This is a genomic window from Pedobacter humicola, assembly GCF_056490705.1.
Map to the genome: position 1 here is coordinate 21,222 of NZ_JBWJIG010000006.1, position 17,492 is coordinate 38,713.

Consider the following 17,492-nt stretch of genomic DNA (forward strand, 5'->3'; position numbering starts at 1 on the left):
TATGTTTTATCTGTTGTCTAATCATGTCCAACGTCCTGTGCATCAGAAGGTAGTTCCACAATACCCTTATTATAATTAAATTTCACTGACAAAAATTAACGACTATGAAAAAAGCAATCTCAATAGTATTAATAGGCATAATAATATTAGCCTCAGCCTGTACCGAAGAAAGCAAAACCCTTTCCACTGACGAAATAATCAGTACACAAACCAAGAAACAACCTAAAGTAGAATACGATTCTCCTGTTCTTGTTAACAAAACAGATATCGTTCTGTACCCATTGAAATTAAATGATGGTGACTTCGACAGTTATAAGAGGGGAGCAAACGTCAACTATTGGAATCTCATTTTTCATAATATCGTTTCAGGAAAAAGTGAACTGTTAACGAACGAAAAAATGATTATTAATTCATTCAACATTGGTCATTCAGAAAATGCTCCAAATCAAAAGGCAATGCTATCCGACCAATTTATCTATTATAACATTACCGATTCGGATGATGATGGAGATAAAAAATTAACGGCAAAAGATCCTAATAAACTTTACCTCTCTAATCTGGAAGGAAAATCTTTTACCAGAATATCTCTAAATAATTATCACCTGAGCAGATGGAAGATAGATGATAAACATGATTCAATATTAATGGATCTGATTAAAGATTCGAATGGCGATAAAGAATTTAACGACAAAGATGAAATTGAATATTTTGTTTACAACTTGAAAACCGGTGTTTTGAAAGCCGTTTTCGACCAAAAATTTAAAGATGAAATTAAAAATTTAGCCAAAAAAGTATTGTAGAACATTCACAAACCATGCTTTGATTTTTAAAAATTAAGCGTAATAAACGAGGTTCAAACAAAATAACCGCAGTACTCGTGTCGCGCTTTTTCCCGATTAACATAAAACGTTCATTTTCTGAAAAAATCGGCAATTTCTATTTGTTTAAAGGCTTTGAAATTGTAGCTTTGGGCAAATTTTGTAGCAAATGAATATTCACGAATACCAGGGTAAACAAATATTAAAAAGTTTCGGTGTTAACGTTCAAGAAGGAATAGTTGCCGATACTCCTGAGCAAGCTGTTGAAGCTGCTAAGCAACTGAAAATAGATTACAATTCTGATTGGGTTGTAATCAAAGCGCAAATCCATGCCGGTGGACGCGGTAAAGGTGGAGGTGTTAAATTAGCCAAAAACCTCGAAGAAGTGAAGCAACGTGCAACCGATATTATTGGTATGCAATTGGTTACCCCTCAAACCGGTCCTGAAGGTAAATTAGTGAGTAAAATTTTAGTGGCTCAAGATGTTTATTATCCAGGTGCTTCTGAAACCAAAGAATTCTACATTTCAGTATTGTTAGACCGTGCAAAAGGCCGTAACATCATCATGTACAGTACCGAAGGGGGTATGGATATTGAAGAAGTTGCCGAGCACACTCCACATTTAATTTTCAAAGAAGAAATTGATCCTAAAGTTGGTTTACAAGGTTTTCAGGCACGTAAAATTGCTTTCAAATTAGGCCTTAGTGGTGTTGCACATAAAGAAATGGTTAAATTCGTAAGCGCTTTATACAAAGCTTATGATGCAACTGATTCTTCAATGTTTGAAATTAACCCGGTGTTAAAAACAAGTGATGATAAAATTATCGCTGTTGATGCTAAAGTTGATTTAGATGAAAATGCATTATTCCGTCATCCTGATTACGCAGCAATGCGCGATACCATGGAAGAGGATCCAATGGAAGTTGAAGCAAGCGCTTCTAACCTCAACTTTGTGAACCTTGACGGTAACGTAGGTTGTATGGTTAACGGTGCTGGTTTGGCAATGGCTACCATGGATATCATTAAATTGGCTGGTGGTGAACCTGCTAACTTCTTAGACGTAGGTGGAACCGCAAATGCGCAAACCGTTAAAGCGGCTTTCAACATCATTTTAAAAGATAAAAATGTTAAAGCTATTTTGATTAATATTTTCGGCGGTATTGTTCGTTGTGATCGTGTTGCACAAGGTGTTATTGACGCTTACCAGGAAATTGGTAACATTCCGGTGCCGATTATCTGCCGTTTACAAGGTACAAATGCAGTAGAAGCTAAAAAATTAATTGACGAGTCTGGCCTTCAGGTTTATTCGGCAATTGCTTTAAAAGAAGCTGCCGATTTAGTAACTAAAGTATTGGCTGAACAAGCATAGTTTAAGCTTAAAGCAAAATCATATTCAAAGCCTTTCAGTTAAAACTGGAAGGCTTCTCTTTTAGAGGGGTGTCCGCAGGGACGGGATGTTTATTACAAGAACCCTATCAGGTTTGAAATAGGCGAACAATATAATTTTGAAAATGGGTGGTTCTGTTATTATAGCGGCCTCCTCTCCTGCTATCTCTTCAATCTTTTTGTGTTCGTCAGTCTGAATGGAGTCGAAGGCCCTGCAGCAAAAAGTATTTCCGTTCTATCAGTTTTATTAACCGGGGATTGTGGCTCCTGGTTTTGAACAAACCTTGAATGTTGCTAAAACCTGCGAGGTTTATTCTGCACGGAATTCTAAAATATCACCCGGCTGGCACTCTAAAACTGCACAGATAGACTCCAAAGTCTCTAAACGAATTGCTTTCGCTTTACCGGTTTTTAATATCGATAAATTAGACATCGTAATCCCTACCCGCTCACTCAATTCGGTAAGCGACATTTTGCGACGGGCAAGCATGACATCTAAATTTATAATTATGGGCATGGGCTTATATCGTTAAATCGTTTTCTCGCTGCAAATCCTTTGCTCTATTTAACATAAAAGCAAAGTAACCAATAAGCAGCACCCAAATATTAAATCCTAAATTCGGCTGAATTGAATATACTCCTGTATAGTTATCATCCGTTAACATTTCAATTGCCAGGCTACATAAAAGTGGTTTTAAGTAGATTAAGAGAAAAGGGTATATCAATATAAAAAAGCCAATAATCCTTAGTTTACCTATACTCTTTGAAGAAAAAATAGCATCATCGCCAACATTATTAAAGAGGATAATAGCTAATATTACAACAATAAAAAAATAAGCTAAATCAACTATAATGGATCTTTCACTATCTGCTAACATCAGAAGAAAGATTTCTCTTTTATTCTTGGGCTTCCACTGTAATCTTCCAATATCTTGTTTGACCAATGTATTACCGTCGCTTAATTTCACCAAATTGGATTTATCGTTCACATTAAATACCGGTTTTACACTCATATGGCCTACAAATCTATCGGTTAAAAACCTAGGTACTGTTAAAAAAGAATATAAAATAATAAAAGTCAATGCCATCCAAAATTTTACTTTTATACCAAAAAAAGAACTAGAGTTATTCATCGCTATATCGTTAAGTCGTTTTCTTGTTTAATTAACACCGCATCTTTAATAACTTTTGATAGGATGATAATGATGATGCCTACTCCAACATTAGAAAAACTAACCGTGGATCCTCCACTATTAAAACTCATTTCAACATTGTCTATCACCTGATTTCCAATTAAGGATTTTGTGTTTAATGATACATTATTTACAATTGCACCAGCCGTGTAAACATAAATTATTTCAATTACCTCACGCAAAACAAACAGTATCCCAAGCCATGTTATTAACCTAAAACTTCTAACAACCAAAAAGTTGCCTTTTAAATAAACATTGATGAGCTTAATTAATATTACAAACAAAGTAAATATGAATACCCCTCTAACTAAGGCAAACAATGCCCATAAAAACGTATAAGTACTTTGATTAGAATTAACTTTTAAAAGCGCATAGCCATTTAACGTTATATTATTTGATATATCCACGTTGTAATCGGCGGGTCCATTCACTAGCTTATTTACGAATTTATTTATAACAGTAGAATCGTGATATTTTTTATAGGAAGTTTGATCAGCAACCTTAAAAATTCTTAAATCTTCTATTGTTTTACCATTTTTATATCGAACAACTGTATCCGGAATACTTGTACGGAAATACATAGGCACTAAATACCCTTTCTCTTTATCTCCAAACTGCCCACTTCCAGGTATTTTTATGTAGCTGGGGAAGTTAAAGATATTGCTTCCAACCTGGAGAATTATCGAGAAGCTAAAAAGAATGAGTAATAACATTAAAAAGGCCTTAATAATTCTGGCAAGTATTCTATATTTCATGATTATATCGTTAAATCGTTTTCTTGTTGCAACTGAATTCCTTTTCTAAATACAAATGCTATTGTTAAAAGGGTTAGACCAAAAATCAACAACCAGATCTGAAAATCAACATTTTCAATTATCTTAAATACTAAATCCTGGCGATTGTTTAATTGATTTGCATATATCATAGCGTTGTAAATAAACAGCAGAAATGGAATCATAGTACAATACCATCCCATATGCGTAAGTCGCCCTACATTTTCAGCACTGAAAACATTGCCCATCTCTATCGAATTAATAAAACGATATAGATAAACTAATACCCTTGAACTAAAGAACATAATTGTCAATATAAATAAACCCTCTACCAGACCCAACAGACCGCCTCTACTTCCATCTGTATATCCTTCTTCAAAGCTCTTGGATGCGTCTTTAAGCGAAAACAGTATTACGATTAAAAGTGTTGCCACATAACCTATTTTAATCAGTTTAATTTGATTCTGCGTTTTCATATTAAATCGTTAAATCGTTTTCCTCTTTTAGCTGCTTATTCCTAACGAGTATCGCTGAAGCATAAAAAATTAGCAGGGTGATAATGATAAAACTTAAATTTGGGATAAAAACCATTGGCCACACCCGGGTGTAAGAATAAATTACATATTCAACAGTTTCTTTTGGCCAGATAAAGGAGTTAAGTTTCGCCGTTAAACATACTAAGATCACTGTAAGACAAAGTGGAACCCATTTTAAAATATTAAGCCATTTAAGCACCTCATTCTTTTGATCATTTTTTAATGAAGCTTTTAAATACCATTCTAGAAACACAAAAAATAGTGCATAAAAAATTGTAGAAATTAAGTTATAGAGATACTTTGTCCCATTCGCTCTTTCAGAATCCAAGCAGACCAAAAAGTAAAAAACGGTTATTACGCCGAGTAATCTGACAAAAAATCTTAAGGCCAAAATCACCCAATAATTGACAGGCACATTTTTTAACCTGAAAAATAGAAATTTAAGAAACGTCATATTTATTTAATTATTTACAAGACAAACATAAAAAAATATTTATTACAAATCAAAACATATTTATTGATTTACAATAAATAAATATTGATATACAGCTACACCGTGTTGTATCGGAAGAAATATGCCAAAAACTTTCTTGGAATGATTTTTGTTGTAAGTAAAAGTGTAAAAAACATGTGCAAACAGTAACATTTTCAGCATTTTATCCTTTCGGATTGCCATACAATTTCGTAACTTTGCACACTTCAATAATTAAAGAGCACACAAAACGTATAAATGAGACAACTCAAGATAACGCAATCCATAACCAACCGTGAAAGTCAGTCGTTAGATAAATACCTACACGAAATTGGTAAAGTAGATTTAATCACAGCAGAAGAAGAAGTAATTTTAGCAAGGAAAATCCGTGAAGGCGATCAGGCCGCATTAGAGCGCTTAACTAAAACCAACTTACGTTTCGTTGTGTCTGTTGCAAAACAATATCAAAATCAAGGTTTAACTCTAGGAGATTTAATTAACGAAGGTAACTTAGGCTTAATTAAAGCAGCAAAACGTTTTGATGAAACCAAAGGTTTCAAATTCATTTCCTATGCCGTTTGGTGGATCCGTCAGTCTATTTTGCAGGCAATTGCCGAGCAAAGCCGTATTGTTCGTTTGCCTTTAAACCAGGTAGGTTCGTTAAGTAAAATCAGTAAGGCCTTCTCTAAATTAGAGCAGGAATTTGAACGTGAGCCATCTCCTGAAGAATTAGCAGATATTTTAGAAACCACGGTAGATAAGATATCAGATACCTTAAGTAACTCTGGCCGCCATGTATCAATGGATGCTCCTTTTGTTCAAGGCGAAGAAAATACGTTGTTGGATGTACTGGAAAACCATGAGCCAAATACCGATAGCTCATTGATCAACGAGTCTTTATCTGAAGAAATCAAACGTTCTTTATCTACTTTAACGGAAAGAGAAAGAGAAATTATCGTTTTATTCTTTGGTTTAGGTTCTAACCACCCACTTTCTTTAGAGGAAATTGGCGAGAAATTTAACTTAACACGCGAGCGCGTTCGTCAGATTAAAGATAAAGCGCTACAACGCTTACGTCATACTTCAAGAAGTAAAATCTTAAAATCTTATTTAGGATAGAAAATTATCTTCACACAAATATTAAAAGACCGGCTAATGCCGGTCTTTTTTTTTCATAAACAACTAAGTTTATCGTTATGATTTCATATCTTTAAATCATGTCGATTAACCTGCTCAAGAAATCCATATCTATTTACAAACCCATTTTCATATGGAACATATTGGTGAGCATTTTAACATCAGTATTTTTCATTTTAAATGGCTTTAAACAACCAGGTATATATTCTTTTGCCATATTCCTCAAACTTATAGGCTGGTTATTTTCAATAGGGATCTACTTTATGTTTTATTTACCTACCTCCTACTTCTTCAAGAACCAGGGTATAAGCTTAAAAAAAATCATCACAAACTTAGTGCTGTATGATTTAATTATATTTATCGGAATCTTAATCATATCATGGATATGCAAGGACTTTTTATTGATAGCGTTAACCAATCTTTTGCAGACCGGGAAGTATTAAGCAGCGTTTACCTCAATTGTGAAGTTGGTGAGGTAGTGGGCTTACTGGGCAGAAACGGATCGGGCAAATCAACCTTGCTGAAAATCATTTTCGGAAGCGTAAAAGCAAACTTCAAGTACCTCAATATCAATAATAAGATCTATAACAAAGGTTACTTATCAAAGAACTTGTCTTACCTACCTCAAGACAGATTTATTCCGGACCAGATCAATGTAGCGCAGGCGATCGATATTTTTTGTAAAAAGCACCAGTCCGAATTACATCAAATTGAGTTTATTGCTCATCATCTGCATTCGAAGTTTTATAATTTGTCAGGTGGTGAATGCCGTTTTATTGAATGCCTGTTGATGATTTATAGCGATGCCGAATTTGTACTGTTAGACGAGCCGTTTTCACAATTGTCGCCTTTATGGGTAGAGGAATTGAAGAGCCATATTAACCGGGTAAAAGCCTATAAAGGATTTATCATCACCGATCATTATTATAAATCAATCCTAGCTGTTTCTGATCGGATTGTGCTCTTGCACAATAGATGCAATTATAACATTAAGACTGAAGATGATTTGGTCTTGCATGGATACTTACCAGGATTTACAGCTTAACGCAGCATTTTACCACCAAGACACGAAGGCACGAAGAAATATCCTGGTACGCTTTGAGTCTTGTGGCCTGCCTGATGATAGGTTAAAACAACAAATGTTTAACCGTTAATCCGTTATTGATAAGTTGTTTCAGCGAATCGATACCGATACGTAAATGTGTTTCCACATATTTCTCCGTAACAGCGCTATCACTTTCTGCCGTTTTAACACCTTCAGGAATCATTGGTTGATCTGAAACCAAAAGCAATGCGCCAGCCGGAATTTTATTTGCAAATGCTGTAGTAAAGATGGTAGCGGTTTCCATATCTACCGCCATGGCCCTTAAAGATTTCAAATATCTCTTAAATTCTTTATCGTGCTCCCAAACCCTGCGGTTAGTGGTATAACAGGTTCCGGTCCAGTAATCTCTACCGTGATCGCGTATGGTGGTTGAAATCGCTTTCTGCAAGGCAAAGGCTGGCAATGCGGGCACTTCAGCCGGAAGGTAATCATTTGATGTCCCTTCGCCTCTGATGGCCGCAATCGGCAGGATTAAATCGCCCAATTGATTCTTCTTTTTCAAACCGCCACATTTACCCAAAAACAAAACTGCCTTAGGTTTAATCGCGGTTAATAAATCCATCATGGTTGCCGCCAACGGACTGCCCATACCAAAGTTAATAATGGTGATGCCATTTGCCGTTACACTCTGCATGGGCTTGTCTAAGCCCATAATCGGGGCATTATCATTCCATTCAGAAAACATGGTTACATACTTGCTGAAATTGGTTAACAGAATATAATCGCCAAATTGATCTAAAGATCTGCCTGTATAACGCGGCAACCAATTTTTAACAATTTCATCTTTCGATTTTAATCCAGATTTGACCGGACTTTCTACTTCTTTTACTTTTTTTGATTTCTCTACAATGGCCTCGTCTTTTTTTACGTCTTTTTCTTCGTTCATATTCTTTTAGTTTTGAGCATAGCGCAGGGCGCTTAGCGTTAATAAATATTATAAAAAAAAATCCCCCCGCTTTCGCGAGAGGATTTGAATTTTTATGCGGCCTGCAACTTTTTAAAGTCGGCCTTTTCAAATTTTTCTATCGCATAATCGAGGTTGATGTGCAATTCCTTGACATCCGTCTGCGTTGGTGTATCAAACATCGCATCCAACATAATCGCTTCACAGATCGATCTTAATCCACGTGCCCCGAGTTTATATTCCATTGCCTTATCCACAATAAAATCCAAAACATCATCTTCAAAAACCAATTTAACATCTTCGTAAGCAAAAAGCTTAATATATTGTTTGATCAATGAATTTTTAGGTGCGGTTAAAATGTTTCTTAAAGATTCTTTATCTAGCGGATTTAAGTGAGAAAGAACTGGTATACGGCCAATTAATTCTGGAATCAATCCGAAAGATTTTAAATCCTGAGGTGTAATATACTTATAAAGATTTTTAAGATCCAATACGGTCTCATCTTTCTTTACCCTATACCCTACAGCCTGTGTGCGTAAACGGTTTGCAATTTTGCGTTCAATACCATCAAATGCACCACCACAGATAAACAGGATATTGTTGGTGTTTACCGGGATCATTTTTTGATCAGGATGCTTACGTCCGCCCTGAGGTGGAACATTAACCACTGTTCCTTCTAAAATCTTCAATAAAGCCTGCTGAACACCTTCTCCTGATACATCGCGTGTAATGGAAGGGTTATCACTTTTACGCGCCACCTTATCCACTTCATCGATATATACAATACCGCGTTCTGCAGCTGCTACATCATAATCTGCAGCCTGAAGCAAACGGGTTAAAATGCTTTCAACATCTTCACCTACATAGCCAGCTTCTGTTAAAACAGTTGCATCGCAGATACAGAAAGGCACATGCAAAATTTTTGCAATGGTTTTGGCCAGAAGCGTTTTACCGGTTCCGGTTTCACCCACCAACATGATGTTCGATTTTTCAATCTCGATCTCGTCTTTATCAACTTTTTGATTTAAACGTTTATAGTGGTTGTAAACAGCAACAGCCAATACTTTTTTAGCATCATCCTGACCGATTACATACTGATCGATGTGCTGTTTAATTTCAAGAGGCTTTAATAAATTAATCGCCTCCTGAATATTTTTTGTCCCTTTGGTTCCTAATTCTTGTGCAAGCAATTGGTTGGCCTGGGTTACACACTTATCACAGATAAATGCATCCATCCCTTCAATCAACATTAAAGTTTCATGCTTGCCAGAATGGCAGAATGAGCAACGGGATTCTTTATTTTGTTTCGCCATTTTTTCTTGCGTTTCTCGATAACACTTCATCAATCATACCAAAGCCTTTGGCTTCTTCAGCACTCATCCAGTAATCACGATCTGAAGCTTTCTCAACCCAATCGTAAGTTTGACCAGAGTGCTCTGAAATGATATCGTATAATTCTTTTTTCAATTTCAACATTTCTCTCAAGTTGATCTCCATATCAGATGCCACACCTTGTGCACCTCCTGATGGCTGGTGAATCATTACCCTTGAGTGAGGTAAGGCAGAACGTTTTCCTTCTGCACCAGCAACCAATAAAACAGCACCCATTGATGCGGCCATACCTGTACAGATGGTGGCTACATCTGGCTGAATATATTGCATGGTATCATAAATACCTAAACCAGCATAAACTGAGCCTCCTGGCGAGTTAATATAGATCTGAATGTCTCTTTCAGCATCTGTTGATTGCAAAAACAACAACTGCGCCTGAATGATATTTGCATTCTGATCGTAAATCGCATCTCCTAAAAAGATGATCCGGTCCATCATTAACCTTGAAAAAACATCCATCTGCGCTACGTTCATCTGGCGTTCTTCAATAATATATGGCGTCATAGATTGCGGCGAAAGATTAGCCTGTGCAATAAATTTATCTACGTGTAAACCGCCAATCCCCTGATGTTTAACGGCAAATTTTCTGAATTCTTGTGAATCTATGTTCATTATGTGAGTTTTTAGCAGGGAATAGAGTTTTAAGCTCCTGTTCCCCATCGTTTCGTGAATAATAAAAAAACCAAAATATAAATAATATTTCAATTATGTAATGATTAGACAAAGAGCATACCATATCAAAATCTATGACAATATAGCACGCCCTCTATTTCAAACTTTTTGAAAAGCTAGAAATCATCATCGCTAAAATATCTAAATCTTCTAACAAACCTGCCAAATCCTTGTCAGAAACTAGTAATCTTAATTTTAACACCAAAAGAGTATTGGCATTTTTAAAAGCAGATCGGTGTGCAAAATTGCAGAATCTTCGAAAGTCGGCTGAGGATTGGAGCCGGAACCTTATACAATATTATTTAGATACGCTAAGAGCAGCCCTCGAAGCTGCTCTTAGCGTATCTAAACTTTTTTATTTCTTCTAATTACTCAGAAATATCAATCAATTTATTACCTACAATTATCGCTCTCTGCCAAATTAGCAAATCTAAATTTTGCCATACAGTAAAATAAGATTTTATATCATGACATTAAAATCGCTTGGCGCTATGCCCTATGCCTTTTTATCCAGCGCAATAAACTTATCGTAATCAATATCTTTCTGATCTAAAGTAACGATAGATTTAATCTGTTCGAAAGTTTTTAAAGCTTTTACCTCTTCAAAAACACGGTTGGCATTTTCTTTTTCCTGTAAAAACTGAACGGCATATTGTGCCAATTGATCTTCAGGAAGCGGGCTTGGGCTGTACATTCTAAATTGAGCATCTAATTTGGCTTTAGCTGCCTGAACTACATCCTCATATTTAATTTCGATAGCATTGTCTTTAATGATTTTGTTTTCGATTAAAGTCCATTTAAGGTTTTTGGCAAAATCATCATAACCTTCAGCCAATTCTTCGTCGGTTAATTTTTCGTTTGTGGCTTTTAACCAGCGACGTAAAAATTCATCCGGCAATTCGAAGTTGTGTTTAACTAAAAGCGCTTCGTAAATATCGTTTGATAATTTACGTTCAGCATCTTGTTTAAACATGCTTTCTACCTCTTCAGTAATTTTTGCTTTAAAACCAGCTTCGTCGGTCACTACACCTTCACCAAATATTTTATCAAAAAACTCCTGGTTTAAATCTGATTCTTCTAAACGGTTCACATTTTTAACCTGAAGTTTGAAGTTCGCTTTCAACTCAGCCGCTTCTTCTTCCGAAATGTTTAAAGCTTTAGCGATTACCGCAGCATCTTCAAATGCTTTTTGGATATCGATCGTCACTTCATCATCTTTCTTTAAACCGATTAGCGATTTAAGGATTTTTTTATCTTTTATCTGGTCCAAACGCACACTTCCTGTACTGGTAATACCACCTTCTACTGCAGTACCATCTGCAGCTACCTGGGTTAATTCTGCATAAAGCACGTCGTCATCAGCCGAAATTTCAGGGTTGGTCATTTTACCGTAGCTACGACGGATGTTTTTAATGCGGCTTTCTAAAGTTTCTTTATCAGCCTTAACTACGTATTCGGTAAATTTATCTTTAGATGAAACGTTTACATCAAAGGCAGGTGCTAAACCCAACTCATAATCAAATTCGAAATCATCTGTATTGTCCCATTTAAATTCGCGCTCATCATCCATTTTAGGAAGTGGTTGACCTAAAATTTCTAATTTTTGCTCAGCGATATAATTAGATAAAGTATCGTTTAACAAATTGTTCACTTCCTCTACCAAAATACTTTTGCCATACATTTTTTTAATGTGGGCAGCAGGAACCATTCCTTTACGGAAACCAGGTAATTGTGCTTTTTTAGCTTGATCTTTAATGGCTTTATCTACTTTTCCACTATAATCAGCAGGTGCGATTTTGATTTTTACAACAGCATTTAAGTTGCCGGTTTTTTCCTGTGTAATATTCATTTTTTTGAGATATGAGTATTGAGATGTGCAATTAGCTTTGAGTATCGAGACATGGGATTTTAGAAAAATAGCACATATCGTTTCAATTAAAACAGCACATCAATTTTTATTAATCAATGTTTTTAAAAACAAAACCGTTCCGATGTTTAAATCGAAACGGCCTTTATCTTGTTGTGCGGAAGAAGGGACTCGAACCCCCACGCCGTGAAGCGCCAGATCCTAAGTCTGGTGCGGCTACCAATTACGCCACTTCCGCAGTTAGGATGTTGTAAGGACTGCAAAGATAGAAACAAGATTGAATAATCAAAAGGCATCCGCAATTTTTTATTGATTATTTTGATCAATAAACGCTAACTCTTTAATTTTTAAGGAGAAAAACTTAAACAAGAATCAATTTACGCAATATTTAGTGGCGATACGGATGATGAGATGAAGGTATAGCGCACAAAAAAGCCGTTCTGATATCATCGGAACGGCTTTATTATTGTGCGGAAGAAGGGACTCGAACCCCCACGCCGTGAAGCGCCAGATCCTAAGTCTGGTGCGGCTACCAATTACGCCACTTCCGCAGTTAGGATGTTGTAAGGACTGCAAAGATAGAAACTAAATTGATTAATCAAATTTTTGAGATGCTTTGTTGAAGCACAAAATTGATTAATTTATGATGGCCTGTGACACACAGGACATTAGAGAAATAGAAAATTCAACATGATCTGCTTTAACATCATCCGTTTTATATCTTAAAATTTCACAAGCGTCACATCAACCAGTTCCGGTCCACCGTCAACAGGGTAACCCGCAACCTTTTTTCCTTTAATGGTAACTTTTTTATCTAAATAGGTATCAAGATTTATAGAACCACTTTTTAAAGCATAGGTTTTATTGTCGGCTTTTAACAGATGTGTGCCATACTGAAAGGTGCTCATACCTATTTTTTCTATTGTTCCGCTTGCCGTAACAGCAGCGCCTCTGTTTGCATTGTTCATGGAGCTACAGCCTGAAATTACGGAAACAAATAGGGATAATATTAATATTTTTTTCATCGGTGATTAATTTTATGGGTAACGGAATGATTTAGCTTTATGCTACAAATTACCAAAATTTAATTACCAAAAGCTAATAAAGTTCTTTCTGGAATTCGAAAAAATATTGAACGGCCTTAACCAATCTGCTTCCGTACCAGCTAAACATCTCTCCATCAACCAACATAATTTTTGCATCAGGAATAACCGTCTGTATTTCTTCAATGTGTTTTTCACCAAAAGGATAAGGCTCAGATGAAAGTAATATCAGTTCGCAGTTTAAAGTTTTCAGTTGATGCAGTGTTACAGACGGATAGCGCGCTTCCTTAATTACATTTGTCATACCATTAGTCAACAGAATATCATCAATAAAAGTATTCTTTCCGGCCGCCATATAAGGCTTACGCCAGATCAGATAAGCAATCTTTTTATCAATACCATGTTGGAGCGCGAGAGTTTTGAGGTCGTTAAAGCCGGCAGAAATCAAATGGTTAAGATAACTTGCTTCAGGCTCACGGTCTACCAGCGCGCCTATCTCAGCGATGGTTTTCATCGCATCATCCAAAGTAAAAATATCGCTCATCCAAATCGGGAAATGTTCAGAAAGCTCTTCAATATCACTTTGTGTATTCTCCTCTTTGTTGCCAATGATCAGATCAGGCTTTAAATCTTTAATTAAGTCTATATTGAGTTTCTTTGTTCCACCAACCTTGGTTCTTTCTGCAAATTTTTCTATCGGATGGATGCAAAACTTGGTCAATCCGATAATTTCCTGATCCAGTCCTAAATCAAATAACAATTCAGTCTGTGATGGAACGATGGAAACAATCCTTTTCGGTGGAAAATTAATAGTGATTTCCCTTCCCATCTGATCAGTAAATGATTTTTGCATGAAGCAAAGATAATTTAACCACAGTCAAAAAAGGTAAATACAGATAGAAATTGTTGAATTCCAAAACCGCATTTACCTCATTTTTTCATATGGGTCTAACTTAATACCGCTACATCCTCCTTTACCACGCCATCGGCAATATGTAAAATCCGGTTTCCGTACTGCGCATTTTTCTCTGAGTGCGTTACCTGGATAATGGTAATTCCATCTTCCTGGTTTAACTTTTTAAACAGCGTCATTATTTCTTCGGCCTGGGCAGATTGCAGGTTGCCGGTTGGTTCATCTGCCAAGATAATTGACGGTTGGGCCGCTAATGCCCTTGCAATGCCAACCAATTGCTGTTGTCCGCCAGAAAGCTGGTTTGGAAACAGATCTTTTTTGGCCACAATGTTAAAACGGTCTAAAAGATCGGCTATTCTGCTTGCACGTTCTGAGCTACCCACTTTTTTGTACAACAATGGTGCTTCTATATTTTCGTAAACCGTCATTTCATCAATTAAATGATAGGCCTGAAATACAAAGCCGATATGGTTGCGGTAGAGCTCTATACGCTTACGTTCATTTAGTGAAGTTACGTCCTCGCCCAGAAACTCATAAGTTCCATAGGTTGGCTCTTCCAGCATACCAATAATGTTCAGCAGGGTCGATTTTCCGGCTCCGGAAGGCCCCATGATGGAAACAAATTCTCCCTGCTTAATGGTTGTGGTGACCAAACGCAGTACATAATTTTTAATGCCTTTGTTTGCGTAGTATTTTTCGATGTTGGTTAATTGTATCATATTTTTGGGTTTAGCGAAACGCGATTTGCGCGAGGCGTGAATTTCGCCAAACGCTATCCGCAGGTCTTTATTCATATTTAAGTGCATTTACGGGATCGCCTATAGCTGCCTTACGGGCCTGAATGCTTACCGTTAAAACTGCTATTATGATTGAAACAATGGTTGCAATAAAGAAAGGAAAAACGGGCATTTCTATTCTGTAGGCAAAACCTTCGAGCCATCTTTTAACTAAAATGTAGGCGATGGGCCAACTGATTAAATTGGCCACTATGACCAAAATTAAGAATGATTTATTTAAAAGATTTACAATCTGGATATTTGATGCACCCAAGATTTTTCTCACGGCAATCTCTTTGGTGCGGCGTTTGGCAATAAAAGTAGATAACGCAAAGAGGCCTAATAGCGATAAAGAAACAGAAACCATGCTGAATAGGATAATCATGTTCATAAAGCGATTGTTTTCCTCTAGAATTTCCGAAAATGCTTCATCCATAGACTGGTAGCGAAAAGGAAAATCAGGATAAAGTTTTTTCCACTCAGTTTCTATATTATCGATAATTCCTTTATAGTTTTTTGTGTCGAAACGCACTAACAGATTGTTTGTATTAGATGTTCCGCCTAAACCTGTTACTTTATACACTGTTGGCAACACCGTTTTGTCAAAACCCTCATTATGGTAATTTTTGATCACGCCAACAATTTGAAAAGTATTGACTTTACCTTCATAATCAACTTTACCATAGGTTTTCCCAACCATATTTTTACCGAGTAAATTTGCTGCAGCTTCGTTAAGTATAACTGAGTTAATGGTATCTTGTTTATACTCTTTAGCAAACAGGCGGCCTGAAATTAACTTAACGCCCAGGGTTTGTAAGGCATCCATAGTAACGGTTACGCCGTTGAAGTTGAAGTTATTACCTTTATAAACGATTTCACTCTTATTATTAAATGCATTCCCCATTACCTGGGTAGTTGTAGATACGTATTGAACACCTGGAATACGTTTTATCTTATCTGCAAAATTTTGATCGTAGCCAGTTTGAAGGTTGATCAGCCGATCGCGTTCAAAACCCAAATCTTTATTACTGATGTATTTAGTCTGCATCTGCATTACGCCAATTGCAATAATAAAGGTTACCGAAATAATAAACTGAAAAACAACGAGCACATTGCGTAGTGCAAGGCCTTTTAAACTGTTTCCGTAATTGCCCTTAAGAACATCAACCGGATTATAGTTCGAAAGGATCCACGCTGGATAGAAACCGGCCAAAAGGGTAACAAAAGCAAAAAGCCCCAAAAGCTGGGCAATTAAAACGGGTAAATGCTCGTTGTGCCAGAAACTTAATTCTACATGAAACTGCTGGTTGAAAGCAGGCAATAAAATTTCGATTAAAATAACACTTAAAAACAACGAAATGATACTCTGCAAAGCTGATTCTATTAAAAACTGGGCCATAAGCTGTTTTTTATATGAACCTAGTACTTTCCGGACCCCAACCTCTTTGGCTCTTTGCACAGACTGTGCAGTTGCGAGATTAACAAAATTGATAATGGATACAAGTAGTAAAAAGATGGAGATCCCGATAACAGGTTTAAGTTTTGTTAACCAGTTAATCGCAAAAGGAGGATTGGCATGAACATCTTTTAATGCAATGGCTTTGAGCCCCGGCATTTTTCCATTTTTGTAAACGTCTTTAAAATTAATTTTCTGCTCAGCAAATGATTTTTTCTTATATGCCACATACACTTTTTGTAAACTGTTATTCGCTGATAAGGTGTCTATTTTTCTAGTTGATTTTGCGTAAATCTGGTTATAATGCGAACTGCCAGGCTGATCGGGGTCGTGATCCTGATCGCCGGTATGGCTTATTGCATTAAAGTTTACACTCTGTGGTGTGTTCGCATCGGCAACCACTCCGGTTATTTTCATTGGTGTGCCCTTATCTTCCCTCCATCTCACCAACTTAAATTGTTTACCTAAAACCTGATCGGTTCCGTAAAGTTTAACAGCTAAACTTTGCTTCAAAACGATAGTATTAGGCTCTTTTAAGGCTCTTTCCTGGTCTCCTTGAATAAATTTATAGGGGAAAACATTAAAAAAAGCTGAGTCGGCATCTTTAATTGCCTTTATCAGTATTGGATCGGCATGATCTATCTTAACAGAAAATCCATTTCCCCATTCCGAATCTACTTTTGTAATTGCGGTAAATTGGGGAACATTTTGTTTAATAAGCGCTGCAACACGCGAATTGCTGATGTCTTGCCAATGGTCTCGATTATCGGGCGTAAAGAAATCATGCTTTTCTCTGATCTGATAAACATGCTGCAGATCAGGTGACCAGGTATCGTAACTTTCTTCGTAGTTAATATACAAAAGCATCAGCAGGAATGCTGTTAAACCCAAAGCCAAGCCACCAATATTAATGGCTGCATAGGTTTTATTTTTCCAGAGGTTTCGCCACGCGATTTTTAAATTCAGTTTAAACATCGTTTTTAGGTTTAGCGCAAAGCGTTTAGCGCATGGCGTGGATTTACTGCCAAGCACCAAACGCTATCCGCAGG

16 protein-coding genes and 2 tRNA genes are annotated in these 17,492 nt (G+C 36.5%); 4 read left to right on the forward strand and 14 right to left on the reverse strand.

Features of this window, described 5'->3' with window-relative positions:
• Nucleotides 1–104 precede the first annotated feature (104 nt).
• Entirely contained in the window at nt 105–800 is a 696-nt protein-coding gene (locus tag AC04Q1_RS11465; RefSeq protein WP_478364701.1) for a hypothetical protein, read from the forward strand.
• A 187-nt stretch (nt 801–987) separates the two neighbouring features.
• The gene (sucC, locus tag AC04Q1_RS11470) at nt 988–2,187 is read left to right on the forward strand and encodes an ADP-forming succinate--CoA ligase subunit beta (RefSeq protein WP_316844564.1); all 1,200 of its coding nucleotides are present in this window, start codon (nt 988–990) and stop codon (nt 2,185–2,187) included.
• Nucleotides 2,188–2,514: 327 nt separating this feature from the next.
• On the opposite strand, the gene AC04Q1_RS11475 is transcribed toward sucC, so the two are convergent.
• From AC04Q1_RS11475 to AC04Q1_RS11490, 4 genes are read right to left on the reverse strand one after another with little or no spacing between them, the layout of a single operon-like run.
• Nucleotides 2,515–2,721 (reverse strand): helix-turn-helix domain-containing protein, encoded by a 207-nt coding sequence (locus AC04Q1_RS11475; protein WP_478364703.1) that lies wholly within the window; start codon nt 2,719–2,721, stop codon nt 2,515–2,517.
• Nucleotides 2,722–2,725: 4 nt separating this feature from the next.
• Nucleotides 2,726–3,337 (reverse strand): DUF2975 domain-containing protein, encoded by a 612-nt coding sequence (locus AC04Q1_RS11480; protein WP_478364705.1) that lies wholly within the window; start codon nt 3,335–3,337, stop codon nt 2,726–2,728.
• Nucleotides 3,338–3,339: 2 nt separating this feature from the next.
• Nucleotides 3,340–4,152 (reverse strand): DUF2975 domain-containing protein, encoded by an 813-nt coding sequence (locus AC04Q1_RS11485; RefSeq protein ID WP_478364707.1) that lies wholly within the window; start codon nt 4,150–4,152, stop codon nt 3,340–3,342.
• A 2-nt stretch (nt 4,153–4,154) separates the two neighbouring features.
• On the reverse strand, nt 4,155–4,646 hold the full coding sequence (locus tag AC04Q1_RS11490; protein ID WP_478364709.1) for a DUF2975 domain-containing protein: 492 nt from the start codon (nt 4,644–4,646) through the stop codon (nt 4,155–4,157).
• 790 nt (nt 4,647–5,436) lie between these two features.
• Here AC04Q1_RS11490 and AC04Q1_RS11495 point away from each other — a divergent pair.
• Together AC04Q1_RS11495 and AC04Q1_RS11500 are read left to right on the forward strand one after the other, a co-directional pair.
• The gene (locus AC04Q1_RS11495) at nt 5,437–6,297 is read left to right on the forward strand and encodes a sigma-70 family RNA polymerase sigma factor (RefSeq protein ID WP_187070491.1); all 861 of its coding nucleotides are present in this window, start codon (nt 5,437–5,439) and stop codon (nt 6,295–6,297) included.
• Between the two features lie 403 nt (nt 6,298–6,700).
• Entirely contained in the window at nt 6,701–7,360 is a 660-nt protein-coding gene (locus tag AC04Q1_RS11500) for an ATP-binding cassette domain-containing protein (RefSeq protein ID WP_478364712.1), read from the forward strand.
• A gap of 82 nt (nt 7,361–7,442) precedes the next feature.
• On the opposite strand, the gene AC04Q1_RS11505 is transcribed toward AC04Q1_RS11500, so the two are convergent.
• The 10 genes from AC04Q1_RS11505 to AC04Q1_RS11550 all read right to left on the reverse strand — a co-directional run bounded on the left by AC04Q1_RS11505 (nt 7,443) and on the right by AC04Q1_RS11550 (nt 17,418).
• Entirely contained in the window at nt 7,443–8,306 is an 864-nt protein-coding gene (locus AC04Q1_RS11505) for an AMP nucleosidase (RefSeq protein WP_478364714.1), read from the reverse strand.
• Nucleotides 8,307–8,398: 92 nt separating this feature from the next.
• Entirely contained in the window at nt 8,399–9,637 is a 1,239-nt protein-coding gene (gene clpX / locus AC04Q1_RS11510) for an ATP-dependent Clp protease ATP-binding subunit ClpX (RefSeq protein WP_478364715.1), read from the reverse strand.
• Nucleotides 9,621–10,328: an ATP-dependent Clp endopeptidase proteolytic subunit ClpP gene (gene clpP / locus AC04Q1_RS11515; RefSeq protein ID WP_316844556.1), complete on the reverse strand. Its 708-nt coding sequence runs from the start codon at nt 10,326–10,328 to the stop codon at nt 9,621–9,623. Before clpP ends, clpX begins: the two co-directional genes overlap by 17 nt.
• A 556-nt stretch (nt 10,329–10,884) precedes the next feature.
• Complete coding sequence (gene tig, locus AC04Q1_RS11520; protein ID WP_478364718.1) at nt 10,885–12,237, reverse strand: trigger factor; 1,353 nt, start codon at nt 12,235–12,237, stop codon at nt 10,885–10,887.
• A gap of 174 nt (nt 12,238–12,411) precedes the next feature.
• A tRNA-Leu gene (locus AC04Q1_RS11525) sits at nt 12,412–12,493 on the reverse strand.
• A gap of 231 nt (nt 12,494–12,724) precedes the next feature.
• Nucleotides 12,725–12,806: transfer RNA gene (locus tag AC04Q1_RS11530), tRNA-Leu, on the reverse strand.
• A gap of 171 nt (nt 12,807–12,977) precedes the next feature.
• Complete coding sequence (locus AC04Q1_RS11535) at nt 12,978–13,280, reverse strand: hypothetical protein (RefSeq protein WP_478364720.1); 303 nt, start codon at nt 13,278–13,280, stop codon at nt 12,978–12,980.
• 73 nt (nt 13,281–13,353) lie between these two features.
• A complete protein-coding gene (locus tag AC04Q1_RS11540) occupies nt 13,354–14,151 on the reverse strand; it encodes a helical backbone metal receptor (RefSeq protein ID WP_478364722.1) in 798 nt (265 codons plus the stop codon).
• 95 nt (nt 14,152–14,246) lie between these two features.
• Nucleotides 14,247–14,930 carry an ABC transporter ATP-binding protein gene (locus tag AC04Q1_RS11545; protein WP_478364724.1) on the reverse strand — a complete coding sequence of 228 codons (684 nt, stop codon included), beginning with the start codon at nt 14,928–14,930 and terminating at the stop codon, nt 14,247–14,249.
• 67 nt (nt 14,931–14,997) lie between these two features.
• The gene (locus AC04Q1_RS11550) at nt 14,998–17,418 is read right to left on the reverse strand and encodes an ABC transporter permease (RefSeq protein ID WP_478364726.1); all 2,421 of its coding nucleotides are present in this window, start codon (nt 17,416–17,418) and stop codon (nt 14,998–15,000) included.
• Nucleotides 17,419–17,492 lie beyond the last annotated feature (74 nt).